Here is a 25,360-nt window from a genome sequence, read left to right as displayed (position 1 = left end):
CCTGGCGTTAGCTATCTAACGCCTCGACCAACGTGCCCTGTCTAGCCTGGCCTCTTTATTTTAAGGAGGCTTCGAGATGGCTACCGCATCACCGCCAGATGAGCACCGTTACGAGCAATTGCGTCGCGCCAGCGAGGCTTTTCAGGATGGCATCATCGGCGAGCGGCTGCCGCCCTGGCTGCGCAAAGTACCCGTTGCGCAGCTGCCGGCATTAGCCGAGGCATTGGCCAAGAGCCTCAAGTTCCGTCAACAGCTGGGCGCCTTGGAGGCGCGTATCGAAAACATCGACGATTTTGTTGCCTCGGCCATGGAGGACGCGCTCGCGCAGCGTCATGGTGTCAGCTACAACCTGCGTCGATTGACGTTCTTGCAAGGCCGTCGAGAGCCAGTAATCAATGCTCAACCCGTAGGGGCCCACCTCACCAGGGTGGTGTACGAAGAAAAACCGCTGCTCGAAGTGGTGCTGCGAAACTTTACTTGCGAACAAGCCACGGCTGGCGGCCAACCCGTGGGCAACCGCCTGCTCGTGCCGCGGCAGGGGCAGGCCGAACCACCCACGGCGATCGAATTTGCGGCGTTGTGCCGGGAGTTGGACATGGGGCAGGCTTATCAACGCCATCTGGATGCCATCCTCAAGCCCGCCAATGACGAGAAGCGGGTGGAGGCGCTGCTGGTCAACACCAGCCGCTACGCGATGCTGGTGGATGCGTACAAAGCCAGGCTGGATGAGGCCCTGGAGGACAGTGAGCTGGAACTGATAACCGCCATGTGCATCGACGGCAAATTGCTGCGCCTTGCGGGTGACCTGGTAGTGCCCAAGCGCCTGACGCTGCTCAACTGTGCGCTGGAACAGATTGTTGTGCTGGATGTGATCGACCAAGGCCCGCTGCTCGATACCACGCGACGGCTATTGATATACGTGCCAGGCGATCCGGTAGCGCCTTGGCGCGCATTCCAAAGCCTGGAGGCCCTCAACCGCGAGCTGGGGCATCGCTTACGCGTCAAGACGTATCAGCGTTTTTTCAGCCGGTTCGTGCTGCGCCGCGACAGCTCGGCGTTCTTTGCCAGTGTGGTCACGGCTTTTGACGACCTTCCCGACTGGGCAAGTTTTGACTTGAAGCCACACCTGCGGGCTTATCCGGAGCCGTTGTTCAACAGCCTCGCACAATCGCGGATACGCCAGATCAAGGAGGATGCATCGCTCATCGTGATGCCGGTGGCCCGACTCGATCGTGACCTGCAGCGCGCCCATGATGAGCGGCTGGCCGCAGAAGGCTGGGCGCTGCTCAATCTGGCCGGCCTGTTTGTGCCGAGCATAGGCCTGGTGTTGTTGGCGGTTACTGCGTGGGAGCTGCTGGGTGAGGTCTACCATGGCATCGAGGCTTGGCATGACGGTGATGCTCAAGCGGCCCTCGACCATATGACCAATGTGGCTACCGACCTCGCAGTGCTCGCGGCCACCGCAGCAGGCATCACCGTCGCCCGGCGCTTGTGGACGCGCTCTGCGGTAGTCGACGGCATGCTGCCTGCGCGGTTGGAGGACGGCAGCACCAAACTCTGGAAGCCCGAGCTTGCTCCGTTCCGCAGCCTGGTGCCGAGCGCTGCGTCAGCGCCCGATGCGCTGGGTGTCAGGCGGCTCGAGGGAGAGGCCTGGATCGAAATGGACGGGTACCACTATTCAGTGACGGACTCGGCCGGCAACGGCCAATGGCAGCTTCGCCCGCGCAACCAGCATGGCCCAGCGCTGCGAAATAACGGCGCCGGCGCCTGGCGTCTATGGAGCGAGCAACCGTCCGAATGGCGTGACACACACCGCATGTTCCGCCGCCTAGGCCCCCCCTTGGATGGCATGAGCGATGAGCAGATTGATGAAGTATTGAGCTTTCATGGATTGGCCGCGGATCAGTTGAGGGCCCTGCACGTCTACGGGCGAGCGCCGCAGCCAGGCTTGCTGGATAGCGCAGAGCGCTCAAGGCTCGACCGGCGCATACGCCGGATGGTCAGCCGTTTGCGCGGTGGTGAGCAGGTCGACGACATCACGGTGCTGCAACACGCCCAGGGCCTGCCAGGTGCCGATGGCCTGTCTTACCAGGCACTGGCCGAGCTGGCCTGGGCCCAGCGTCGTGTTTTGTTAGGGCGCCTTTATGACGCTATCCAAGTCACCGACACTGCCGACTGCGCACTGCTGCGCCGGGTGTTTCCTGGGCTGCACCGGCGTGCCGCGCAAGGGTTGCTGCGCTCGGCCAGCGGGGATGATCGCAGGCGCCTGTTGGCGACCGGCCGGGTCCCGCTACCCCTGGCGGAAGCCGCCAGGGGTAGCGTGCAGGACATTCGTCGGGCGCGCGTATTCGAGGGTTTCTTCCTGGACACGCCACAGAACGCCGACCTGGCACGCGTGGCCTTGGGGTTGCTCAAGCACCTGCCTGGCACCGCTCAGGGTGTACGTTGGCGGCTATTCGAAGGCTATCTCAACGGGCCACTGTTGATGTCCACCGAAGAGGGTACCGAGGCATTCGATCTGGTCCACTTAAATGGCTCCTTTCAGCTATTCGATGCACAGGGTGGGCGATATGGCGTGCCAGGGGAGATGTTCGACGTCATCGCCTTCGCGTACGCACCCGGCCAACGAGAGGCCATGACGGTAGGGGCCCCATTCGCACACAATTTGCGAGTCCTGCTTGGGCGCGTGGCGCTGCAACGACGCAGCGAAGTCGGCCGTCTGCTCGGCTTGCAGCGGCCCGGCGCTTTCCGGCCACCACGGCGGGTCGGCGAAGGTTTGTTGGGTTACCCCTTGGGGGGCTGCAACTCGGGTGGGCTTGGCCGTGGCGACAGGTCGCTTGCGGCAACCGTGCGGGACCTGTACCCGTCCTTCAGTGACGAGCAAGTGGCGGTCTGGAGCGAACGTGTCCAGTTGTCGGGCCGTCGGGTAGGGGAGGTTCTGGTTGAACTGAGGCAGGAGCTCACGGTGTTGCGTGACAGCTTGTGGGCGTGGATGGTGGAGTCAGACGGCGCGGTGAGGGACGACCGGATCAATGTGGTCGATACGCTGATCGACTGCTGGCGGCGTACGACCGACGCTGGGCAGGCCAATCTCAACATTGACCACGACTACCGCATGGTCCTGTACAACAATCAACCTGGCGAGCTTCCGGAAATCCCGGCGCAGGTCAGCTTTTCACATGTGTCGGATCTGTCGCTGCTGCGCATGGAGCTGCAAGATATTCCAACGAGCTTTCTGCTGGCCTTCCCTAATCTGAGAGAGCTGGACCTCGGGGGCAACGTTTTGACGCGTTTGCCGCAACCTCTGCTGCAAATGCAGCACTTGCGCCAGCTGACCCTGACCAACAACCAGATTGTCTTGAGTAGCAGCCAGGCGGCTACCCTGGGAAGCGCCAGCGGGCTGGAATACATCGATTTGTCCCACAACCCGCTGGGGCGCACGTTCACGCTCCGAGGGCTGGGGGCACTGCGGTGGCTGAACATGCGCAACACTGGGGTCGACCAGTTCCCCGCTGGGCTGAGCGATAACCCTGGGTTGCTTTACGTGGATTTGCGCGAGAACCGTATCAGGCAGGTCCCGGCGTGGTTCCATGAAGTGCCTGTGGCATTTCGACGAAGGATCAGGCTGGCCGGGAATCCGTTCGGGGAGGCCGAGCTGATACGCCTGCAAGCTTCTCTGATGGCACCACTTGCACCGTCTGATGAGGCGTTTCTGCGCGAACAGATCGTTCGTGCCCGTGATGTCTGGGGGGACGCTGTGGGGCCACGTTATCGAGGGCTGCTGGTGGCCGCGTGGGAAGCTGTGGATGTAGGGGAGCCTGCAGACCGCTTCTTCCGTGTGCTGCAGCAACTGCTGCATTCCGCCGACTTTCACATCGATGCTCAGGCAATGGCGCAGCGGGTGCTGAGCCTGTTGCAGGCGATGGCGAAGGAGCCAGCCCTGCGTGAGCAACTGTTGACCGTTGCCAACGATGAGTGGGGGTGCCAGGACGGCGCTACCTGGTGTCTGAGCAACCTTGAATTGAACAGGCTGGTGTGGAATGCCCAGTCCGGTGATCACGGGGGTACCGAACAGAGCTTGATTGATTTGGGGCGGCGTTTGTGGCGCCTGGACGAAGTTGACCGCCTTGCCGTACAGGAGATCATCGACCGCGGTGGCAATCCCGATGAAAGCGAGGTGGGGCTCGCCTATCGTCTGGGTTTGCGCCATCGTCTGAATTTGCCCATCGAGGTGGGCGAGATGAGTTTCCGTCCGCTGGCAGGGGTCACGGATGAGCATCTGGCTCGGGCAGAAGCGGCTGTCTACCAGGCCGAAACGCAGGAAGCGGTGGCACGCTCGCTGGTGGATCGCACGTTTTGGCAGGCGCACCTGGAACGCGCCCAACCCGATACTTTCGCCCAGGTGGACCTCCCATTCCGCCGCCGTCTGGATGCAGTACTCGACGACGAGGCACTCACGGACGAGGAGCGGCGTGACCAGTCGGACGCCATTCTGGGGGAGCAGCGGGCGGCGCGGCGTGGCTTGATGTTGGATGTGACGCTCAGGCTTCTGGCGTCCGGCCCGGCGGACCCTCCCATAGAGGTGCGCTGACAGTCCCCGAGGAAGGCAAGGCCTTGTGCAGTTTTGTCCGCAGTGGCTTTGGACTATGCTCAGTCAGGGTGTTGGCTGTTTCCCATAACGCTTGCATCCTGGGCTGAAGCCTCATTGGAAACCGCCAGTTACTTTTCCCTGACCAACTGATGTTCGAAGTGGTTTAGGCTCCGGGTCGGATTTTTCTCCGTGATCTGTAGTCACTGGTTTATCGAGACAATAAGGAGATGCGTATGCTCGTCCGGTCACTGACCCTCGCCACCTTGCTCGCCGTCACTGGCCCGTTGTTCGCCGCCGACAGTGATGCCCCTCTGGCCAAGGAGCTGGGCAAGGCACGGCCTTTGGTGATCATTGCGCCCAGTTCAGCCGACCCTACGTTGCGGGGGTTGAACGAGGCGCTCAAGGATCCCGCTACCCAAGCGGCATTCAAGGAGCGCGGCGTGGTTGTCTACAGCGTCGCCAACATGATGGGCAAGCGCGAGGACAAGAACCTCGAACAGCAGACCACCATGGCGCTGATCCGTGAGCTCAAGCTGGGTGCGAGCAAGGGCACCAAAGTGATCCTCGTGGGCAAGGATGGCGAGCGGCATATGCTCAAGGATGACGAGTCGGGCGAGAAGCTCGATCCGCAGGCCATCATCAAGGCGGTCGATGAATTGCCAGCGACCGAGAAGGCTGTGGCCGCCCCGGAACCGGTTGCGGCCGTTCCTGAGCCCAAGGCCAAGGACAGCAAACCCGCCAAACCCGCCAAGCCTGCAGCGCCGCCCAAGCCGCTGGAGGACTGACAGGGCTCACCCGCTCCTCGCTGTATGCCGTAGGAGCGGGCGCACTGCTGCTCTGTAATCTGACAACTCTGGACATCCAGTCCTATACATCGCGCTGATTGTGGTGATGTATCGGCGACGCTCCCTCACGCTCTAATGGCTCCTCTATTGCACTTATGTGGAGCTTCATCATGATTGATGCACGGAAAAACCTCGGCCTGTTCGGCGCCGCCTTGATCGGCAGCATGGCCCTTGGCAGTAGTGCCTTCGCTGTAGAACCACTGTCCCAGGGTTATCAACTGGCATCTGCCAAGGCGCCGGGGGAAGGCAAATGTGGTGAAGGCAAGTGCGGCGCCGACGACAAGGCCACTAAGAGTGAAGGCAAGTGCGGTGAAGGCAAATGCGGCGCAAAGCCCAAGACCGACGCCAAAGGCTGACGACCTGCCCATGGGTTAAGCAACGCCCCGCCTGCAGGTCAGGTGGGGCGTTGTGCGTGTTGTGGAGATCTTTACCGATGAGCCTCTTACCCTTGTTCACCGGCCTTGGCCTGCGCCGTGGTCTGATGCCCGAGCTGCTGACTCTCGATGAGGGTGCGCTGGACTTTCTGGAGTGTGCACCGGAAAACTGGATCGGAGTTGGGGGCGCCTACGGCCGTAGCCTGTCGCAGCTCACCGAGCGGTTTGCGCTGACCTGCCATGGTTTGTCGTTGTCGCTGGGGGGGAGCCTGCCGCTGAACCTCGAACTGCTGGAACAGACGCGACAGTTCCTCGATCGCCATAAGGTGCGCCTGTACAGTGAACATTTGAGCTACTGCAGCGATGACGGCCATCTCTATGACTTGATGCCGATCCCCTTTACCGACGAGGCGGTACACCAGGTTGCAGGCAGAATCCGCCAGGCCCAGGACCATCTCCAGCGGCGTATTGCCGTGGAAAATATCAGCTATTACGCCGCGCCTTATCAAGCGCTGAGTGAGCTGGACTTCATCCGGGCAGTGCTCGCGGAGGCCGATTGCGACCTGCTGCTGGACGTCAACAACCTGTTCGTCAATGCCTGCAACCAGGGTTACGACGCCCTGGCTTTTCTCCGCGGGCTGCCGGCTGCGCGGGTCACCGCCATGCATGTAGCCGGGCATTACGATGAAGCACCGGACTTCAAGGTCGACACCCACGGCGCGCCGGTAAAGGATGACGTCTGGGCCTTGTTCGCACTGGCCTGCCAGCGCTTTGGGGCGCAACCGACAGTCCTTGAACGTGACTTCAACTACCCGCCGTTGGCCAAGCTACTTGAAGAAACCGCGCGCATCCGTGCGATACAGCAGGGGGTGTCGCATGGGCAAAACGTTGCGTGAGCAGCAGTTCACCTTGGCCCGGCACCTGCGCGACCCAGGCCGGCATCCCCCTCCGCCTGGTATTGAAGAGCGCCGCTTGAAGGTCTATCGCGAGCTGTTCTACGGCGCCATCGAAGGCCTGCTGGCGGGCAGTTTCCCGGTGTTGCGCCAGACCTTGGGCGAGCCGCGCTGGCATGCACGGGTGCGTGATTTCTACGCCAACTACCGCAGCCAAACCCCGCTGTTCACCCAGGTTGCCGAGGCGTTCATCGACTACCTTCAGGGCATCCAGGCTGATACCCCGTGGCAGCTGGAGCTTGCGCACTACGAGTGGGTTGAGGCGCAGCTCTACCTGAGCGATGCCGAAGACCCGCCCCACGACCCACAGGGCGATTTGCTGCAGGGCGAACCGCTGTTGTCGTGCACGGCCAGGGTACTGGCCTATCAATGGCCGGTGGAGCGTATTGGCCCTGACTTCCAGCCAGAGCACGCCCCTGAGCTGCCAACCTTGCTGATGGTGTATCGCGATGCCAGCCTGCAAGTGCGCTTTTCACGCCTGGCGCCCATGGCGTACCGCTTGCTGGCACAGGTGAACGGCAGTGGGCGCGAGCGCTTGCAGGCTTTGGGAGCAGACCATCAGCAAGGCCTGGCGCTGCTCGAGAGCCTGCGTGGGCTAGGTGTTGTGATCGGTACGCGCTGAACTGAAAACGGGCTCGTCGCCAGCGGCGACGAGCCCGTCGTTGTGCGTACTGCTCAGGTTCGGGCAGCGAAGCGCCCTTTGAGCCAGTGATCAAGGCTCAGGCGGCCGGCGCCGTTGAGCAGAAGCGGCAGCAGTGCCACCAGATAGATCACCGGCAACTTGAAGTTGCCGAAGCCTTGGTCAGTAAAGGCGTAGCCCTGCGCCAGTTCCGCCAGGGTCCACCAGTGCATCGGCCAGTGCACTGCGGCTATCGCAACCACTGTGATCACCATCAACCCTGCCGAAGCAAACCGCGTGCCGAGCCCCAGCAACAACAACAGTGGCAGAATCAACTCGGCCCACATCGACAGCTGCCAGTTCAGCTCTGCCGGCAGCACATTGAAGGGGAACGGGAAACTCTCCTGCAAATCGGCAAACCAATTGCTGCCATTGAATTTCTCGACGCCGGATTCAAAGAACTCCCAGGCCAGAAAAAGCCGTAACGGCAGGTCGGCGCTCCAGTTGCCGAAGCGGTCGACGGTGGTGAGGGTGCGGCTCAGGGTGGTCATGATTTTTTTCCTCAGGAAAGGGCTGCGCCACTGCGGCGCTGGTAATGCGCCAGTTTGGCGGTGAGCTTGAGCGCCATGGCTGCGAACATCAGGGCGAAAGCCAGCGGGTACCAACCGCCCATGGGGATGCGGTTGTAGAACGACAGGCAGAACACCCCGGCCAACACCCACATGCCGGTGCTGTGCAGGGCTTTCCAGGCCCGCCCGCCGAGCAGGCGCATGGGGGCCTTGAAAGAGGTCAGGGTCAACATCAGCAGGAAGAGGTAGCCGATGCTGCCGGGCAGGCTGGATGTCACCGTGCGGCCGGCCCAGAACAGTTCTGGAAACTGCTGGGCGTAGCGGTAGATCAAAACGCCGTGCACGGTGTGGGAAAAGGCGAAAGCCAGGCCCAGGAAACGCCGTTCGCGCAACATTCGCCTGCTTGCGGGGCCTGGCACCAAGGCCACCAGCGAGGACGCCAGGAACGCCAGCAGAAACAGTGCGAAGGAGCTGCGTGCGGTGGCACGGATGGCGCTGCGCAAGCCGTCCGAGCCGAGTGGATGAGCGGCGAGGACCACCGCCGTCATGATCAGGGTCAAACCGGCGAGGGCGGCAAAAAGCTTCCAGCCGGAGGGAAGGGCGATGGCTCTCATCAAGGGGCTCCCGGTGTGTCAATGTGTGACCGGAAGTGTGGCGGGGTTGGGTATCTGCAGTGTGTCAGCGCAGGCTGCGTTGTGTATCGGACTGTAGTTATGGATTGCGTAGGAAAACCTCATTGCGGCGCATCGGAGCCTCGCACCGCGAAGTAGTCACGCATGGTTCATTTCAGCTCGATCTGTGCGCACAGCCCGCCGCCCTGGCGGTTACTCAGGGTCAACCGCCCTCCCATGGCCTGGGTCAACTGCTGGGCAATGGCCAACCCCAGGCCGGTGCCCCCGGTGCTGCGGTTGCGCGAGCTTTCCACCCGGTAGAACGGCTTGAGCACTTCGTTGAGCTCCGCTTCGGGAATGCCTGGGCCCTCGTCGAGCACGCGAATCAAGATCAGCCCGTGGTCACGGCTGACCTCCAGCTGGGCCTTGCCGGCGAACTTCAGGGCATTGTCCAGCAGGTTGACCAGCACCCTGCGCAATGCATGCGGGCGCGCTTCCAGCAAGCTGCCGGTAATGCCATGGCGTTCGACTTGAGCCCCGCTGTCCTGGTAGTCGAACACCACGCTGTCGAGGAAGGCATCGAGGTTGATGCGGCAGGTAGGCTCGGTGTTGATGTCCATGCTGCGGGCATAGGCCACGCCTTCGCGCACCAGGTGCTCCATGGCATCCAGGTCATGCCACAACTTATCCTTTTCAACCCCCTCATCCATGACTTCCACACGCAGCTTCATGCGTGTGATCGGCGTTTGCAGGTCGTGGGAAATCGCTGCCAGCAATTGCATGCGTTCTTTGAGGTACGCCGCGATGCGCGCCTGCAGGGCATTGAACGCCGTGGCGGCATATTGCACCTCGCGCGGGCCGCTTTCGTCCAGCCGCATGCCCGGTTTGTCCGGGTCGAGGTCGTCCAGTGCCTTGATCAGGCGGGTCAGCGGGCCGATGGCCAGGCGTACGGCCAGCCAGGTACAGAACAGCAACACGGCCAGCTGGATCAGCAGCACCCCTGGCAACCACTTGGCCACGGGCACGGGCGTCGGGGTTACGTCGATGGTCAGTGGCGCCCCGTCGGCCAGGCGCAGGTGGGCTTGAAAGTGTGCGTTCGGCCCGGGGATGTCCTGGAATGTCAGGCGATAGCCGTTGCCGATCGCCTTGACGATCGACTCCGCCGCCATGGGAGGGTCTTCGCTGGGCATTGCCGCGCCCGTCAGCCCTTCATCCAGCCGGTAGCGGTAGGTGCGTCGCTCGAGGCGCGGCAACCAGGCGGCGCGTTCGGCGGCGGGCAGGCGGTCGAGAATGGCCACCGAGGTGGCGACGTCCTGTTCCAGGTTGTTGAGCATCATCGAACGGCTGCTGATGTAGCGCTCGTAGGCCTGCAGGCTGAATGACAGCCCGTAGGCCAGCACCAGCCCAGTGAAGAAGATCAGCGCCAGGCGCGAAGCCAGCGTGCGTGGCCACTTCATGACGGCGACTCGAGCAGCTGCACCGGCAGCGAAAACACATAGCCTTCGCTGCGTACGGTCTTGATGCAGCTGGGTTCACGGGCATCGTCACCCAGGCGCTGGCGCAGCCGGCTGACCAGCAGGTCGATGGAGCGGTCGAAGATGTCGGCCTCGCGGCCCTGCGTCAGGTTGAGCAGTTGTTCGCGGCTGAGCACCCGTTGCGGGTGGTCGAGAAACACCCGCAACAGGCGGTATTCGGCGCCGCTGAGGGCAACCAGGGTGCCTTCGCTGTCGAGCAGGTGGCGTGCGGTGGTGTCCAGGCGCCACTGGCCGAAGGCGAGCAGGCGGCTGCTTTCGCTGATGGTCAGGTTGGGCGGCAGCATGCGCGTGCGGCGCAGCACGGCATTGATACGCGCCAGCAGTTCGCGGGCGGAGAAGGGCTTGGTCAGGTAGTCGTCGGCGCCCATTTCCAGGCCGATGATGCGGTCGGTCTCGTCGTTGCGCGCGGTCAGCATCAGCACCGGCGTGTTGCGGTGCTTGCCGGCGCGCAGTTCGCGGCACAGCAGCAGGCCGTCATCGCCCGGCATCATGATGTCGAGGACGATCAGGTCGACGCTGTTGGCTTCGAGGAAGGCGCGCATCTGCCGGCCATCGGCGACGATGCTGGTGCGCAGGCCGTTCTTCTTCAGGTAGTTGCCGACCAGTTCGCGGATCTCGCGGTCGTCGTCGACGATCAGGATGTGATCGACATGTTCCATCGCTGGGGTCCTGTGCAAGGGGGGGTGGGCGCAGTGTATCGAGCAGGCGGGCGCTTGCCTGCAGGGGTTTGTATTGCAGTGTATCTGGCGCCTGCACAGATACAGCAGGAAGCACATCACAGGTTTGGCGACACATGCGCGATACCTGGCGGGGGTGAAATGGCTCTCGACCGGGGAGCAATACTCCTCACCCTTCGAAGCTGCACAGGAGCGATACCATGAACGTCAAAACCCTTGCTTGCGCCAGCCTGTTCGCGGTGCTCAGCTTTGGCACACTGGCTGCCCAGGCCGCCAGCATGCCGATGAACGAAAACAGTGCCATGCAGTATCGCTATGGCGACCATCTGGACGTTAAGAAAGTGCTGTCCGTCAAAGATGATCAAAGCAACGCCTGTGGCGTTGTCAACACTCGCATGAACTACCTGGACTCCAAAGGCCAGCACGAGAGTGTCGAATACCGCTCCTACGCCACGGCGGGTTGCCATGACAATTGATCATCGCGCGCTGTTGAAGGTGGGCGGCGTGGTCTTGGCGCTCGTCGGCCTGGGCCTGGCCGGCCACTTGATGGCCCGCGACAGCTACGGCGCCATGCCTTCGCTGTCAGGGGCCAGCGAGTGGCTCAACTCGCCGCCGCTGGATGCCCCGGCGCTCAAGGGCAAAGTGGTGCTGGTGGACTTCTGGACCTGGGACTGCATCAACTGCCAGCGCAGCTTGCCGCATGTGAACGACTGGGCCCGGCGTTATGCCGACCAGGGGCTGGTGGTGGTAGGTGTGCATACGCCGGAGTACGCCTACGAGCACGATGTCGCTCAGCTGAAAAGCAAAGTGACCCGCCTGGGCATCGGTTACCCGGTGGCGGTAGACAACGATTACCGGGTGTGGAATGCCTGGGGCAATCAGTTCTGGCCCGCGCATTACTTCGTCGATCGACAGGGGCAGGTTAGGCATGTGCACGTTGGCGAGGGGGATTATGACGGGCAGGAGAAAGTCATCCAGGCGTTGCTGGATGAAAAAGGTTGATGGGTGTCTGTGCCGGCCTCTTCGCGGGGCAAGCCCGCTCCCACAGCCATTGCGCTGAGTCGAGTATCAGCGGTGGCCTGTGGGAGCCGGCTTGGCCCGCGAAAGGGCCGGTGCTGGCTCAGCTGAAGCTGGCAAAATGCGCCTGCATCCGCCCCGCATCGGCCTCGCGCCCGCTGAACAGCTCGAACGCCTTGACCGCCTGGAATACCGCCATGTTGCTGCCATCCAGCGTTCGGCAGCCCAAAGCCCGCGCCGCGCGCAGCAGTTCGGTTTCCAGTGGGAAATAGATGATTTCAGCCACCCACAGCCGCGCATGCAGCAGCTCCACCGGCAGTGGTGTGCCTGGCAACTTGGCCATGCCGACCGGCGTGGTGTTGACCAAGCCATCCGCCTCGGCCAGTTCACTGGCCAAGTCAGTACCGATGACTGCCCGGCCTACGCCGAAACGTGCATTGAGGTTGTCGACCAGCGCCTGCGCGCGTGCCGCATCCACTTCGAACAGCACCAGCCGCTCGACCCCTTCGCCCAGCAACGCATGGGCCACCGCTGACCCCGCGCCGCCCGCGCCCATCTGCACCACCTGGCGCCGGGCCACATCGGGCAGGCCGCGGCGCAAGCCTTCGGCAAAGCCCAGGCAATCGGTGTTGTGGCCGACGCGCTTGCCGTCCTTGAGGACCACAGTGTTTACCGCACCGATACCACTGGCCTCTTCGGACAATTCGTCGAGCAGCGGCAGGATCGCCTGCTTGAACGGGTAGGTAATGTTCAGCCCGGTAAAGCCGGTGTGCTGGGCGGCATCCAGCAGTTGCGGCAGGGCGCTGTCGTCCAGTTGCAACTGGTCGGCATCGATCAGGCGATAGAGATAACGCAGGGCCTGGGCATCGCCTTCGTGTTCGTGCAGGGCAGGCGTGCGCGAAAGCTGGATGCCACGGCCGATCAGGCCGGCAAGGATGGCTGGCTGGGTCATGCGGCCTGCTCCCGCAGCGTTTCGGCGAAGTGGCTCAGGGCCATGCGGTAGCCGTGGCTGCCCAGGCCGCAGATCACACCGACGGCGATTGACGAAACGAACGACAGGTGGCGGAAGGGCTCACGCTTGTGCACGTTGGACAGGTGCACTTCGATCACCGGCAGTTCACTGGCGACCAGTGCGTCGCGGATCGCCACCGAGGTGTGGGTCCATGCACCGGGGTTGATGACGATACCGGCGCAACGGTTGCGGGCCGCGTGGATCCAGTCGATCAGTTCGCCTTCATGGTTGGTCTGGCGGAATTCGATTTCCAGACCGTGGGCGTGTGCCGTGTCGGCACAGCTCTGCGCAAGGTCGGCAAGGGTTTCACGGCCGTACTGAGCGGGTTCGCGGGTACCCAGCATATTCAGGTTAGGGCCGTTGAGCACGAGGATAAGGGGCTTCATGGCGGGCTTCGCTTTATTGTTGTTGAACGCCTTTATGTTTGTACCACCCGGTTAGTTTCGTCAATTGGGTTGGCTGTCGCAGGGGGAAAAGTGGGCGATTATCGGACTGATGTTGCACGTGCCCGCCAACAGCCCGCAGTCATATCAATGCTCGATTACACAATTGTAATGTTCACGCCACCGCCCCGATAACCACCGCTCCCTACAGTCCGTCGCCAACGCTCGCCGACGAGGACATCGAAGTGCCCACCCCCCGCAAGATCGTCATGCTCTGCCTGTTGCTGACGGCCGCCGCCAGCGCCCAGGCAGGGCAAGGCCTGAGCCTGCCCGAGGCGCTCGCCGCGGCCTTTGCCAACAACCCCGAGCTGGCCGCCGCCGGCCGCGAGATTGGCATTGCCGAGGGCGAGCGTCGCCAGGCATGGCTGCTGCCCAACCCTGAATTGTCCTGGGAAGTCGAAGACACCCGCCGCGACACCAGCACCACCACCGTTACCCTCAGCCAGCCGCTGGAGCTGGGCGGCAAGCGCGGTGCGCGCATCGCCGTTGCCGGCAGCGGCCAGGCCATCGCCCAGCTCGAACTGGAGCGTCAGCGCAACGGCCTGCGTGCCGATGTGGTGCAGGCATTTCACGCCGCCCTGCGCGCGCAGACCGCGCTGGCGTTGGCGCAGCAATCGCAGGCGCTGACCGAGCGAGGGGTGCGGGTGGTGCAGGGCCGGGTCAGCGCAGGCCAGTCGTCGCCGGTGCAAAGCACCCGCGCCCAGGTGCAGCTGGCTCAGGCGCAAGCCGAGGTACGTCGCGCCGAAACCCAACAGGCAGTGGCCTATCAGGCACTGGCGCGGCTGACTGGCAGCCCGGTGACGATGTTCGACCGGTTGTCGGCTGCCGAATTGTCCCCCGGTACGGCGCCAAAGGCCGAAACCCTGCTCGACAAGGTGGAGCAGACCGCCGACTGGCGCCTGGCCGCTGCGCAGATCGAACGTGGCGAGGCCTCGTTGGGTTCGGCCAAAGCCCAGCGTATTCCGGACCTGACCGTGAGCATCGGCAGCCAGTACAGCCGCGAAGATCGCGAGCAGGTCAACGTGGTGGGGTTATCCATGCCGCTGCCGCTGTTCGACCGCAACCAAGGCAATGTGCTGGCCGCAGCCCGCCGTACCGACCAGGCCCGCGACCTGCGCAATGCCGTCGAGCTGCGCGTGCGCAGCGAAACCCGCAGCGCCGTCAGCCAGTGGCACACGGCAATGCAGGAGGTTGACGCCTATGACCGGACCATCCTGCCCTCGGCGCAACAGGCCGTGGACACCGCCACCCGTGGTTTCGAGATGGGCAAGTTCGCCTTCCTCGACGTGCTCGATGCCCAACGCACGCTGATCGAGGCGCGCGGGCTGTACCTCGAGGCGCTCGCTGCGGCGACCGACGCGCGTGCACAGGTCGAGCGAATCTACGGCGACCTTGAGGGTTTGAGCAAAACACCGAACAGCAGGAGCAACCATGAATAACCCACGCAAGCTGGCCCTTCTGGCCGCCGCCATCGCCGTGCTCGGCCTTGGCGGCCTCGCCTGGACCGGCAACCTCGGGCAAGCCCGCAGTGGCGAGGCCAGCCACGACGACCACGGTGAAGGCAGCCACGGCCACGCTGAAGAAGCGGGTGAAGTGCATGAGGAAGAAGAAGGCCAGTTGCACTTGAGCAGCACCCAGATCGAGGCCGCCGGCATTCAGCTGGCCGCTGCAGCGCCGCGTGAACTGGGCACCGCGATCAGTTTCCCCGGCGAAATCCGCTTCGATGAGGATCGCACCGCGCACGTGGTCCCCCGAGTGCCCGGCGTGGTTGAGGCGGTGCACGCCGACCTCGGCCAGGCGGTCAAGCGTGGCCAGGTACTGGCTGTGATCGCCAGCCAGCAGATTTCCGACTTGCGCAGCGAGCAGCAGGCCGCCCAGCGCCGCCTCGAGCTGGCGCGCCTGACCTTCCAGCGCGAGCAGCAACTGTGGCAGGAGCGCATCAGTGCCGAGCAGGACTATCAGCAGGCCCGTCAGGCCCTGCAGGAGGCCGAGATCGCCTTGGCCAATGCCCGGCAGAAAGTCGCCGCAGTCGGCCCGGCCGGGGCGGGCAACCGGTACGAGCTGCGGGCGCCTTTTGATGCGGTGGTGGTGGAGAAGCACCTGACCGTGGGTGAAGTGGTCGATGAGACCAGCAACGCGTTCACCCTTTCTGACCTGAGCAGGGTCTGGGCCACGTTCGCCGTGGCCCCACGCGACCTGCTCAAGGTCACCACCGGGCGCAGCGTCACCGTCAGCGCACCGGACCTCGGCGCCGAGGTCGAGGGCAAGGTCAACTACGTCGGCAGCCTGCTCGGCGAGCAGAACCGCGCCGCCACCGTCCGCGCCACCCTGGCCAACCCCAACGGCGCCTGGCGCCCCGGGCTGTTCGTCAACATCGCTGTCAGCGTCGAGCGCTTCAACGCCGCCGTGGTGGTACCAGAAAGCGCACTGCAGACCTGGGAGCAGCAGACCGTGGTGTTTGCCCGTACCGAAGAGGGCTTCGAGGCTCGCCCAGTGAAGGCCGGGCGGCGTGACGCAGGCCAGGTGGAAATCACCGAAGGCCTCGCGGCCGGTACCCAGGTGGCTGCTGCGGGCAGCTTCGTCCTCAAGTCGGAGCTCGGCAAGGGCTCCGCCGAGCACAGTCATTGATCATGGGGATGCTTGCATGTTCGAACGCCTGATCCAATTCGCCATCGAGCAGCGCCTGGTGGTGATGCTTGCCGTGGTGCTGATGGCCGCCGTGGGTATCCACAGCTACCAGCAACTACCGATCGATGCGGTACCCGATATCACCAACGTCCAGGTGCAGATCAACACTGCCGCGCCCGGCTATTCGCCGCTGGAAACCGAACAGCGCATCACCTTCGCCATCGAAACCGCCATGGCCGGCCTGCCGGGGCTCAAGCAGACCCGCTCGCTGTCGCGCTCCGGCCTGTCACACGTGACGGTCATCTTCGACGATGGCACCGACCTGTTCTTTGCCCGGCAACTGGTCAACGAGCGCCTGCAGGTGGCTCGCGAGCAGTTGCCCGCCGGTATTGAGGCCAGCATGGGGCCGATTTCCACCGGGTTGGGGGAAATCTTCCTGTGGACGGTGGAAGCCGAGGAGGGCGCACTCAAGGACGACGGTACGCCCTACACGGCCACCGACCTGCGGGTGATCCAGGACTGGATCATCAAGCCGCAGTTGCGCAACGTGCCGGGGGTGGCTGAGGTCAACAGCATCGGTGGCCACGCCAAGCAATACCTGATCGCCCCAGAGCCCAAGCGCCTGTCGGCGTACAAACTCACCCTCAACGACCTGATCGCCGCCCTGGAGCGCAACAACGCCAACGTCGGGGCGGGCTACATCGAGCGCAACGGCGAGCAGTTGCTGATCCGTGCCCCGGGGCAGTTGGCCTCGGCCGAGGACATCGCCAATATCGTCATCTCCAGCGCCGACGGCACGCCCATCCGTGTCAGCCATGTCGCGCAGGTCGGCCTGGGCGAGGAGCTGCGCTCCGGTGCTGCCACCGAAAACGGCCGTGAAGTGGTGCTGGGCACGGTGTTCATGCTGGTCGGTGAAAACAGCCGCACGGTGGCCCAGGCGGTCGCGGCCAAGCTCGTAGAGATCAACCGTAACCTGCCAAAGGGCGTGGTCGCGGTGACGGTGTATGACCGCACCAACCTGGTCGAGAAGGCTATCGCCACGGTCAAGAAGAACCTCATCGAGGGCGCGATCCTGGTGGTCGCCGTGCTGTTCCTGTTCCTGGGCAATATTCGCGCCGCGCTCATCACTGCCATGGTGATCCCGCTGTCGATGCTGTTCACCTTCACCGGCATGTTCAGCAACAAGGTCAGCGCCAACCTCATGAGCCTTGGCGCCCTGGACTTCGGCATCATCGTCGACGGCGCGGTGGTGATCGTCGAAAACGCCATCCGCCGCCTCGCCCATGCCCAGCAACGCCACGGCCGCATGCTGACCCGTGGCGAACGTTTTCACGAGGTGTTTGCTGCCGCCCGTGAAGCGCGCCGGCCGCTGATCTACGGCCAGTTGATCATCATGGTGGTGTACCTGCCGATCTTTGCCCTGACTGGGGTCGAAGGCAAGATGTTCCACCCCATGGCCTTCACCGTGGTAATGGCCCTGCTGGGCGCCATGATCCTCTCGGTGACCTTCGTGCCGGCAGCCATCGCGTTGTTCGTCACCGGCAAGGTCAAGGAGGAAGAGGGCGTGCTGATGCGCACTGCGCGCAAACGTTATGCCCCTGTGCTGGCCTGGGTGCTGGGCCGGCGCAAGCTGGCGTTTACCGGCGCCGCGTTACTGGTGCTGCTGTCCGGCATCATGGCCAGCCGCATGGGCAGCGAGTTCATCCCCAGCCTCAGCGAAGGCGACTTTGCCTTGCAGGCGCTGCGTGTACCGGGCACCAGCCTGTCGCAGTCGGTGGACATGCAACAGCGCCTGGAGCGCGCGATCATCACCCAGGTCCCGGAAGTGCAGCGGGTGTTTGCCCGTACCGGCACGGCCGAAATCGCCTCCGACCCGATGCCGCCGAACATCTCCGACGCCTACGTGATGCTGCACCCGCGCGAGCAATGGGCCGACCCTGGCAAGCCGCGTGAGGCGCTGATTGCCGAGGTGCAACGCGCCGCCGCCAGCGTGCCTGGCAGCAACTATGAGATGTCGCAACCGATCCAGCTGCGCTTCAACGAGCTGATTTCCGGTGTGCGCAGCGACGTGGCGGTGAAGGTATTCGGTGACGACATGGAGGTGCTCAACCGCACCGCCGCGCAGATCGCCGCCAGCCTGCAGCAGGTGCCGGGTGCGTCGGAAGTGAAGGTGGAACAGACCACCGGCCTGCCAGTGCTGACCATCGACATCGACCGCGACAAGGCAGCGCGGCATGGCTTGAACGTGGGTGATGTGCAGGACGCCATCGCCATTGCCGTGGGCGGGCGCACGGCGGGCACGCTGTATGAAGGCGACCGCCGCTTCGACATGGTGGTGCGCCTTGCCGAGACGCTGCGCACCGATGTCGATGGCTTGGCCAGCCTGTTGATCCCAGTGCCTGCAAACGCGGCAGGCGGGGCTGGGCAAATCGGTTTCATTCCCCTGTCGCAAGTGGCGACACTGAACCTGCAACTAGGGCCGAACCAGGTCAGCCGCGAAGACGGCAAGCGTGTGGTGGTGGTCAGCGCCAACGTGCGCGGACGTGACCTGGGCTCGTTTGTCGAAGAGGCAGAGCAGACCCTGCTGCAGCAAGTGCCGATTCCACCCGGCTACTGGACCCGCTGGGGCGGCCAGTTCGAGCAGTTGCAGTCGGCCGCCGAGCGCCTGCAGGTGGTGGTGCCGGTAGCATTGCTGCTGGTGATGGGCTTGCTGCTGATGATGTTCAACAACCTGCGCGATGGCCTGCTGGTGTTCACCGGTATTCCTTTTGCCTTGACCGGCGGTGTGCTGGCGCTGTGGCTGCGGGACATTCCGCTGTCGATTTCGGCCGGCGTTGGTTTTATCGCGTTGTCTGGGGTGGCGGTGCTCAATGGCCTGGTGATGATTGCCTTTATCCGTAGCTTGCGCGAAGAAGGGCGCAGCTTGCGCGTTGCCGTTGAGGAGGGGGCGCTGACGCGCTTGCGGCCCGTGCTGATGACGGCGCTGGTGGCATCGCTCGGGTTTATCCCGATGGCGCTGGCCACGGGCACCGGGGCTGAAGTGCAGCGGCCGCTGGCGACGGTGGTGATTGGCGGGATCCTCTCATCCACGGCGCTGACCTTGCTGGTGTTGCCGGCGCTTTACCAGTGGGCGTATCGGCGTGAAGAGGCTGAGGAGGGTTGAGATGGCCGGGGCTGCTGAGCAGCCCATTCGCGACACCAGGCCGCTCCCACAGCTACAGCGTTGGGGGCGTGCTTGCCGCGAAGGGGCCGCAAATGCTCAAAGGGCGCTACCGGCTGCTCGCCGTTGGCCGTCCACAGCCGGCTCTTCATGCAACGAAATCCGTGAAGTCTCCGGCAACGCCAACCCGCCCACCATCGCCACCAGTGCGATCACCACCAGGTAAAACGCCGGTGCCAGGCTGCTGCCGGTCTGCCCGATCAGCCAGGTCGCCACCAGCGGCGCGGTACCGCCAAACAGGGTATAGGCCACGTTGTAGGTAATCGCCGAGGCGGTATAGCGGGTGCGGGTGGGGAAGCTCTCCGACAACAGCGCCGCGGTCACCACGCCACTGCTCAATGCTCCCACCGCCAGCAGCATTACCCCCAGCAGCGCCCCCGACATCGAGCCGGAGCTGGCCAGCCAGTAGGCCGGGAACACGCAGACCATCACCCACAGGCACGTGAAGCCGATGGTCTTGCGCCGCCCCACCCGGTCCGAGAACGCGCCGGCCAACGGGCAACCGATGGCGGCGAACAGCAGCGCCACGGTAGTGACCAGCAACGATTGCGCGCGGGTCAGGTTGCCGACCAGTTGCAGGTAGGTGGCGAAGTAAGTGGTGAACATGTAGAACGACAGCGCCGTGAGCGAAATGAACGCCCCCAGGTTGCGTATGGCCCGGCCATGGTGGCGCAAGGTGTCCTTGAGCGGCGAATGCTCATGCACCTTGCCTTGGGCGATGGCCTCGCGGAACGCCGGGGTTTCCTCCATGCGCCAGCGCAGGTACAGGCCCACCAGGCCCAGCGGCGCCGCGACCAGGAAGGGTATGCGCCAGCCCCAGGCCGCCATCGCCTCGGCCGACAGGCTGGCTTCCAGGCCGTAGGCGATCACGGCCGCGCAGGCAAACGCCGAGAAGGTCGACACGGGCACGAAGCTGCCGTAGAACGCGCGCTTGTTCTGTGGCGCATGTTCCATCAGGTAAGCGCATGCCCCGGCGTATTCGCCGCCGGCCGAGAACCCTTGCAGGCAGCGCGCCAGGGTCAGCAGCGCCGGGGCGGCGAGGCCGATGCTGGCGTAGGTCGGCAACAGGCCGATCAGCGTGGTGGAGCCGGCCATCAGCAGGATCGTCAGCGACAGGATGCGCTTGCGCCCGAGCCGGTCGCCCAAGGCGCCGAACACGATCCCGCCGAGCGGCCGCAAGGCAAACGCCACGGCAAACACGGCGAAGGTCTTGAGCAAGGCCACGCTGGCATCACCGCTGGCGAAGAACTGGCTGGCGATGAGGGTGGCGAGGAAGCCGTAGACGGCAAAGTCGAACCACTCGACGAAATTGCCGATCGCCGAGGCGGCGATCACCCGGCGCAGGGTGGCGGGGGATACCTCATGAGTTGCAGACATGTGGGAACGCTCCGGTTTCCAAAGGCAGCCTGGAGGGAAAGTGAGGCGGTCCGGGCCGCTTCATCATTTTTGTTACAGCCAGTAGACCGGCGCAGGTGGGAGGGCGCTTTGTCGAGGGCGACACCGGGATATCTTTTTTGACCACCCCAAAGCGGGCTTGCCCGCGTACAGGCCGGAGCAAATGATCGAGGCAATGGATTAAAGTCTGGGTCTACCGCCTTTTCCAGGAGCCCCCATGGCCCAGAACATCTACGACAACCCCGCCTTTTTCGCCGGCTACAGCCAGCTCCCCCGCCAGGTGCTGGGCCTGGACGGCGCACCCGAGTGGCCGGCAATCCGTGCCATGCTGCCCGACCTGCGCGATAAACGCGTGGTCGACCTGGGCTGCGGCTTTGGCTGGGCCTCGCGCTGGATGCGTGAGCAGGGCGCAGCTTCGGTGCTGGGCCTGGACCTGTCACAGAACATGATCGAACGTGCCCGTCGCGACACCCCCGACCCTGCCATCGAATACCGCATCGCCGACCTCGACAACCTGCAGTTGCCCCCGGCGGCCTTCGACCTGGCCTACAGCGCGCTGACGTTCCACTATGTCGAGGATTTCGCTCGCCTGATCGCGACGCTGGTCCAGTCACTGGCACCCGGCGGCCACCTGGTGTTCACCATCGAGCACCCCATCTACATGGCGGCTGCCAAACCGGACTGGCTCAGGGATGCGGACGGTCGCCTGACTTGGCCGGTCAATGGTTACTCGGTGGAAGGCGAGCGGCGCACCGACTGGTTCGCCAAGGGCGTGCTCAAGCATCACCGCACCCTCGCAACCACGCTCAACACCCTGATCGAGGCAGGCCTGCGGATCGACCGCATCGACGAATTCGCCCCCACTGCAGCGCAGATTGCAGCGCTACCGGCACTGGCCGAAGAACTGGAACGGCCAATGATGCTGCTGGTGTCGGCGCAGCGCTGAGCAACCGCTAAACCGAAAACACCACCCCGGTGCGCGACGCCGCGTTGCGGATGTGCTCCTGCATCGCCTTCTGCGCCGAGGCCTGCGAACGGCGGGCGAGGGCGCGGAGGATCTTGCGGTGCTCCTGCCAGGTTTCCATGGCCCGTTCGGGGCGGATGAAGGGCAGCTTCTGGCTTTCCAGGAAGATCTCCTGGCTGGCGGTGATGACTTGCAGCATGGCGTGGTTGCCGCAGGCTTGCAGCAACTGCTGGTGAAAGGCGAAGTCGAGGCGGGCAGCGGCTTCAAAGCGGCCCGCGCGCAGCTCCTGGCGCATCGCTTCGACGTTCTCTTCCAGGCGATCGATATCATCGGCGGTCAGCGCCAGTGCGGCCTGCCCGGCGGCAAAGCCCTCCAGGGCATAACGCAGCTGAAAGGTATCGGTGGCAGAAACCTGCTCGGCATACGGCCAGGCGAACGCCGAGGGTGCTGGCGCTTGCACGAACACCCCTCTGCCTGGTTGCACGCTGACCAAGCCCAGCGCGCTGAGCGATGACAGCGCTTCACGCAGTGACGCTCGGCTCACCCCCAACTGCTCCGCCAGGTCGCGCTGCGAGGGCAACGCGTCGCCCGGTTGATAGCCGCCTTCATCAATCAGCTTGCGGATGCTGTGCAGGGCCTGTTCGGGGACGGCGCGGGGGAGGGTGTCGAGCATGCTGTTCAGACCAGTCGGAGGGCAATGACCTTGGCTTTTTACGGCCATTGCCGCGCGCTGGCAAGCGTTGCTCCGCACTGGCGCAGGTGATGCAAGGCTTGCACGAAAGCGGGGCGTGGCCGCTCAGGCATGAAGGGGCAGCCGTTAACTGTTCAGACCAGTAAGACCGTTCAATGCCGGGCCTCGGCGGCTGTCGGGGAGGTTTGCGAGCATTCTGGCATGCCCCGTGCACTGCCCAGCCAGCACTCAATCCCCTGGTAACCTGCGAGGCCATCCCATGAAGACATTCCGCACCTTGTTCCTGGCCAGCCTGTGCTGCAGCGGCGCCCTGATGCTGCCAACCGCCCAGGCTGACGCGCTGGCCGACATCAGCGCCCGTGGCGTGCTCAAGGTGGCCGTGCCGCAGGACTTCCCGCCGTTCGGTTCGGTCGGCCCCGACCTCAAACCCCGTGGCCTGGACATCGACACCGCACAGTTGCTGGCGGACAAGCTGGGCGTGAAGCTGGCCCTGACCCCGGTCAACAGCACCAACCGCATTCCCTTTCTCACCACCGGCAAGGTCGACCTGGTGATCTCCAGCCTGGGCAAGAACCCCGAGCGCGCTGCGGTGATTGATTTCTCCCGGCCATATGCACCGTTCTACCTCGCCGTGTTCGGCCCGGCCGAGGCCGACATCGCCGGCATCGATGCGGTCGCTGGCAAGACCATCAGCGTGACCCGCGGCTCGATCGAGGACATGGAGCTGAGCGCCGTAGCGCCCAAGGGCGCCGTGATCAAACGCTTCGAAGACAACAACTCGACCATCGCCGCTTACCTGTCGGGCCAGGTCGAGCTGATCGCCAGTGGCAGTGTGGTGATGGCGGCCATCGCCGAGAAAAACCCGGCCAAGGTGCCGGTGGTCAAGGTCAAACTCAAGGATTCGCCGGTCTATGTCGGCCTGGCCAAGAACGAGCCGGCGCTGCTGGACAAGGTCAACACCACCCTGGAAGCCGCCAAGGCCGACGGCAGCCTGAACCGCAACGCCGAAAAATGGCTGAAGCAGCCGCTGCCGGCCGACCTCTGAGCGGCCTGGAGCCTGAATCATGGCCTATGCATTCGACTTCGCCCCCGTACTCGCCCAGGCCGACCTGCTGGTCAAGGGCGCCTGGTTCACCCTGCAGCTGACGGCAGTCGGCACGCTGCTGGGCGTGGCTATCGGCGTGCTCGGCGCCGGTGTGCGCGCCTGGCGGGTGCGGCCGTTCGATGCGCTGTTCGGCCTGTACGTGGAGCTGATCCGCAACACGCCTTTCATCGTTCAGCTGTTTTTCATTTTCTTCGGCCTGCCGGCTCTGGGCATTCGCCTGAGCGAATGGCAGGCGGCGGTGTTGGCCATGGTGGTCAACCTCGGCGCCTATTCCACCGAAATCATCCGCGCCGGTATCCAGGCCATCCCCAAAGGCCAGCTGGAGGCAGCTGCGGCCTTGGCCATGAGCCGCTTCGAAGCGTTTCGCCATGTGGTGTTGCAGCCAGCGCTGGCCAAGGTCTGGCCGGCGCTGACGAGCCAGATCGTGATCGTCATGCTCGGCTCGGCGGTGTGCTCGCAGATCGCCACCGAGGAGTTGTCGTTCGCCGCCAACTTCATCCAGTCGCGCAACTTTCGGGCCTTCGAAACCTACCTGCTGACCACCGTGCTGTACCTGCTGATGGCCATTGTGCTGCGCCAGTTGCTGGCCTGGCTGGGGCAACGCCTGCTGATGGGGAAACGCTGATGGACTTCACCTTCTGGGACATCCTGCGCAACCTGTTGCTGGGGTTGCAATGGACCTTGCTGCTGTCGCTGGTGGCGTTCGTGTTTGGCGGCCTGGCGGGCCTGCTGGTGCTGGTCGCTCGAATTGCCCAGTGGCCGGTGCTGCGCGGCCTGGCGCGGGGCTACATCGAGCTGTTCCAAGGCACGCCGCTGCTGATGCAGCTGTTCATGGTGTTCTTCGGCATCGCCTTGCTGGGCCTGGATGTGTCTGCCTGGATGGCGGCCGCCATTGCCCTGACCTTGTTCACCAGCGCGTTCCTTGCCGAGATCTGGCGCGGCTGCGTCGAGTCCATCCCGCGTGGCCAGTGGGAGGCGTCCGGCAGCCTGGCGCTGAGCCGCATGGAGCAGCTGCGCCATGTGATCCTGCCGCAGGCGCTGCGCATTGCCGTGGCGCCGACCGTGGGGTTTTCCGTGCAGGTGGTCAAGGGCACGGCGGTGACTTCGATCATCGGCTTTACCGAGCTGACCAAGACCGGCGGCATGCTGGCCAACGCCACCTTCGAGCCGTTCATGGTCTATGGCCTGGTCGCGCTGGGCTACTTCATCCTTTGCTACCCGCTCTCGCTGAGCGCCCGTTATTTGGAGAGGAGGCTGCATGCCCCTGCTTAGAGTGTCTGCGCTGCACAAATACTACGGCGACAACCATGTGCTCAAGGGTGTCGACCTGAGCATCGAAGAAGGCGAGGTGGTGGCGATCATCGGCCGCAGCGGCTCGGGCAAGAGCACCTTGTTGCGTGCGCTCAACGGCCTGGAGTCGATCAGCGACGGGGTGATCGAGGTGGACGGTGAATACCTCGATGCCGGCCGCGCCGACTTGCGTGCCCTGCGCCAGAAGGTGGGCATGGTGTTCCAGCAGTTCAACCTGTTCCCCCACCTGAGTGTGGGCGAAAACGTGATGCTCGCGCCGCAGGTGGTGAAAAAGGCCAGCAGGGCCGAAGCGCGCAAGCTGGCCGAGCAGATGCTGGCGCGGGTGGGCCTTGCGGAAAAGTTCGACGCCTACCCGGACCGGCTTTCAGGGGGCCAGCAGCAGCGGGTGGCGATCGCCCGGGCGCTGGCCATGTCACCCAAAGTGTTGCTGTGCGACGAGATCACCTCGGCGCTCGACCCTGAGCTGGTCAATGAAGTGCTGGGGGTTGTGCGCCAGCTGGCCAGCGAGGGCATGACCCTGATCATGGTCACCCATGAAATGCGCTTTGCCCGCGAGGTCGGCGACAAGCTGGTGTTCATGCACCATGGCAAGGTGCATGAGGTGGGGCACCCCCGCGAAGTGTTCGCCGCGCCAAGGACTGCGGAGCTGGCCAACTTCATTGGTGCGGTGGCTTCAGCTTAAGGATCGCAATCATTGTAGGAGCTGGCTTGCCGGCGATCGGCTGCGAAGCAGTCGTAAAATCGGTATCCGCGCAGTGTCAGACAGAACCCGGATACAGAATTTACGACTGCTTCGCAGC

General features: G+C 64.1%; 22 protein-coding genes and 1 pseudogene. 15 read left to right on the top strand and 8 right to left on the bottom strand.

All coding sequences use genetic code 11. The features are described 5' to 3' along the window. The first annotated feature begins 76 nt into the window (after positions 1-76). From ACNQPL_RS16455 to ACNQPL_RS16435, 5 genes and pseudogenes are all read left to right on the top strand, one after another. Positions 77-4,591, top strand: a complete 4,515-nt coding sequence (locus ACNQPL_RS16455; protein ID WP_416467266.1) for an NEL-type E3 ubiquitin ligase domain-containing protein — start codon at positions 77-79, stop codon at positions 4,589-4,591. 233 nt (positions 4,592-4,824) lie between these two features. Continuing rightward, entirely contained in the window at positions 4,825-5,376 is a 552-nt protein-coding gene (locus ACNQPL_RS16450; RefSeq protein ID WP_346612921.1) for a DUF4174 domain-containing protein, read from the top strand. A gap of 170 nt (positions 5,377-5,546) precedes the next feature. Next, a pseudogene (locus tag ACNQPL_RS16445) lies at positions 5,547-5,789 on the top strand (hypothetical protein); the annotation flags it as partial. Positions 5,790-5,869: 80 nt separating this feature from the next. Then, complete coding sequence (locus ACNQPL_RS16440) at positions 5,870-6,706, top strand: DUF692 domain-containing protein (protein ID WP_346612922.1); 837 nt, start codon at positions 5,870-5,872, stop codon at positions 6,704-6,706. Beyond that, positions 6,687-7,385, top strand: coding sequence for a DNA-binding domain-containing protein (locus ACNQPL_RS16435; protein ID WP_416467265.1), 699 nt, complete (start codon positions 6,687-6,689; stop codon positions 7,383-7,385). Before ACNQPL_RS16440 ends, ACNQPL_RS16435 begins: the two co-directional genes overlap by 20 nt. Before the next feature lie 53 nt (positions 7,386-7,438). Here ACNQPL_RS16435 and ACNQPL_RS16430 read toward each other — a convergent pair whose 3' ends face one another. The 4 genes from ACNQPL_RS16430 to ACNQPL_RS16415 form a co-directional block, all read right to left on the bottom strand. Beyond that, positions 7,439-7,933, bottom strand: coding sequence for a DoxX family protein (locus ACNQPL_RS16430; RefSeq protein ID WP_416467264.1), 495 nt, complete (start codon positions 7,931-7,933; stop codon positions 7,439-7,441). An 11-nt stretch (positions 7,934-7,944) separates the two neighbouring features. Continuing rightward, a complete protein-coding gene (locus tag ACNQPL_RS16425) occupies positions 7,945-8,565 on the bottom strand; it encodes a ferric reductase-like transmembrane domain-containing protein (protein WP_416467263.1) in 621 nt (206 codons plus the stop codon). 167 nt (positions 8,566-8,732) lie between these two features. Continuing rightward, a complete protein-coding gene (locus ACNQPL_RS16420) occupies positions 8,733-10,019 on the bottom strand; it encodes a sensor histidine kinase (protein ID WP_416467262.1) in 1,287 nt (428 codons plus the stop codon). Then, positions 10,016-10,756 carry a response regulator gene (locus ACNQPL_RS16415; RefSeq protein ID WP_201207473.1) on the bottom strand — a complete coding sequence of 247 codons (741 nt, stop codon included), beginning with the start codon at positions 10,754-10,756 and terminating at the stop codon, positions 10,016-10,018. Before ACNQPL_RS16415 ends, ACNQPL_RS16420 begins: the two co-directional genes overlap by 4 nt. Positions 10,757-10,974: 218 nt before the next feature. Between ACNQPL_RS16415 and ACNQPL_RS16410 the strand changes: the two genes are divergently transcribed. Next, positions 10,975-11,250 (top strand): DUF2790 domain-containing protein, encoded by a 276-nt coding sequence (locus ACNQPL_RS16410; protein ID WP_346612927.1) that lies wholly within the window; start codon positions 10,975-10,977, stop codon positions 11,248-11,250. Beyond that, on the top strand, positions 11,240-11,776 hold the full coding sequence (locus ACNQPL_RS16405) for a thioredoxin family protein (RefSeq protein WP_416467261.1): 537 nt from the start codon (positions 11,240-11,242) through the stop codon (positions 11,774-11,776). Before ACNQPL_RS16410 ends, ACNQPL_RS16405 begins: the two co-directional genes overlap by 11 nt. A gap of 118 nt (positions 11,777-11,894) precedes the next feature. Here the strand turns inward: ACNQPL_RS16405 and ACNQPL_RS16400 are convergent, their stop codons facing one another. Beyond that, positions 11,895-12,743, bottom strand: coding sequence for a shikimate dehydrogenase (locus ACNQPL_RS16400; protein ID WP_416467260.1), 849 nt, complete (start codon positions 12,741-12,743; stop codon positions 11,895-11,897). After that, positions 12,740-13,189, bottom strand: a complete 450-nt coding sequence (gene aroQ / locus ACNQPL_RS16395) for a type II 3-dehydroquinate dehydratase (RefSeq protein ID WP_346612930.1) — start codon at positions 13,187-13,189, stop codon at positions 12,740-12,742. The genes ACNQPL_RS16400 and aroQ overlap by 4 nt, the downstream gene beginning before the upstream one ends. 242 nt (positions 13,190-13,431) lie before the next feature. Here aroQ and ACNQPL_RS16390 point away from each other — a divergent pair, with 242 nt between their 5' ends. From ACNQPL_RS16390 to ACNQPL_RS16380, 3 genes are read left to right on the top strand one after another with little or no spacing between them, the layout of a single operon-like run. Then, positions 13,432-14,685, top strand: coding sequence for a TolC family protein (locus ACNQPL_RS16390; RefSeq protein WP_416467259.1), 1,254 nt, complete (start codon positions 13,432-13,434; stop codon positions 14,683-14,685). Then, positions 14,678-15,874: an efflux RND transporter periplasmic adaptor subunit gene (locus ACNQPL_RS16385; protein ID WP_346612931.1), complete on the top strand. Its 1,197-nt coding sequence runs from the start codon at positions 14,678-14,680 to the stop codon at positions 15,872-15,874. Before ACNQPL_RS16390 ends, ACNQPL_RS16385 begins: the two co-directional genes overlap by 8 nt. 16 nt (positions 15,875-15,890) lie before the next feature. Further along, complete coding sequence (locus ACNQPL_RS16380; protein ID WP_416467258.1) at positions 15,891-19,037, top strand: efflux RND transporter permease subunit; 3,147 nt, start codon at positions 15,891-15,893, stop codon at positions 19,035-19,037. A gap of 96 nt (positions 19,038-19,133) precedes the next feature. Here ACNQPL_RS16380 and ACNQPL_RS16375 read toward each other — a convergent pair whose 3' ends face one another. Further along, positions 19,134-20,471: an MFS transporter gene (locus tag ACNQPL_RS16375; protein ID WP_416467257.1), complete on the bottom strand. Its 1,338-nt coding sequence runs from the start codon at positions 20,469-20,471 to the stop codon at positions 19,134-19,136. A gap of 235 nt (positions 20,472-20,706) precedes the next feature. Here ACNQPL_RS16375 and ACNQPL_RS16370 point away from each other — a divergent pair, with 235 nt between their 5' ends. After that, the gene (locus ACNQPL_RS16370; protein ID WP_416467256.1) at positions 20,707-21,435 is read left to right on the top strand and encodes a class I SAM-dependent methyltransferase; all 729 of its coding nucleotides are present in this window, start codon (positions 20,707-20,709) and stop codon (positions 21,433-21,435) included. Between the two features lie 7 nt (positions 21,436-21,442). Here ACNQPL_RS16370 and ACNQPL_RS16365 read toward each other — a convergent pair whose 3' ends face one another. Next, entirely contained in the window at positions 21,443-22,126 is a 684-nt protein-coding gene (locus ACNQPL_RS16365) for a FadR/GntR family transcriptional regulator (RefSeq protein WP_346612935.1), read from the bottom strand. A gap of 277 nt (positions 22,127-22,403) precedes the next feature. Here ACNQPL_RS16365 and ACNQPL_RS16360 point away from each other — a divergent pair, with 277 nt between their 5' ends. From ACNQPL_RS16360 to ACNQPL_RS16345, 4 genes are read left to right on the top strand one after another with little or no spacing between them, the layout of a single operon-like run. Then, a complete protein-coding gene (locus ACNQPL_RS16360; protein WP_387528248.1) occupies positions 22,404-23,189 on the top strand; it encodes a transporter substrate-binding domain-containing protein in 786 nt (261 codons plus the stop codon). 19 nt (positions 23,190-23,208) lie between these two features. Next, positions 23,209-23,874 carry an amino acid ABC transporter permease gene (locus ACNQPL_RS16355; RefSeq protein ID WP_346612936.1) on the top strand — a complete coding sequence of 222 codons (666 nt, stop codon included), beginning with the start codon at positions 23,209-23,211 and terminating at the stop codon, positions 23,872-23,874. Continuing rightward, a complete protein-coding gene (locus tag ACNQPL_RS16350; RefSeq protein ID WP_346613196.1) occupies positions 23,871-24,521 on the top strand; it encodes an amino acid ABC transporter permease in 651 nt (216 codons plus the stop codon). The genes ACNQPL_RS16355 and ACNQPL_RS16350 overlap by 4 nt, the downstream gene beginning before the upstream one ends. Next, positions 24,508-25,242: an amino acid ABC transporter ATP-binding protein gene (locus ACNQPL_RS16345; RefSeq protein ID WP_346612937.1), complete on the top strand. Its 735-nt coding sequence runs from the start codon at positions 24,508-24,510 to the stop codon at positions 25,240-25,242. The genes ACNQPL_RS16350 and ACNQPL_RS16345 overlap by 14 nt, the downstream gene beginning before the upstream one ends. The last annotated feature ends 118 nt before the right edge of the window (positions 25,243-25,360 follow it).

Source organism: Pseudomonas sp. LFS044 (genome assembly GCF_047978245.1).
GTDB lineage: Bacteria > Pseudomonadota > Gammaproteobacteria > Pseudomonadales > Pseudomonadaceae > Aquipseudomonas.
This window is presented reverse-complemented; position numbering and strand designations above follow the sequence as displayed.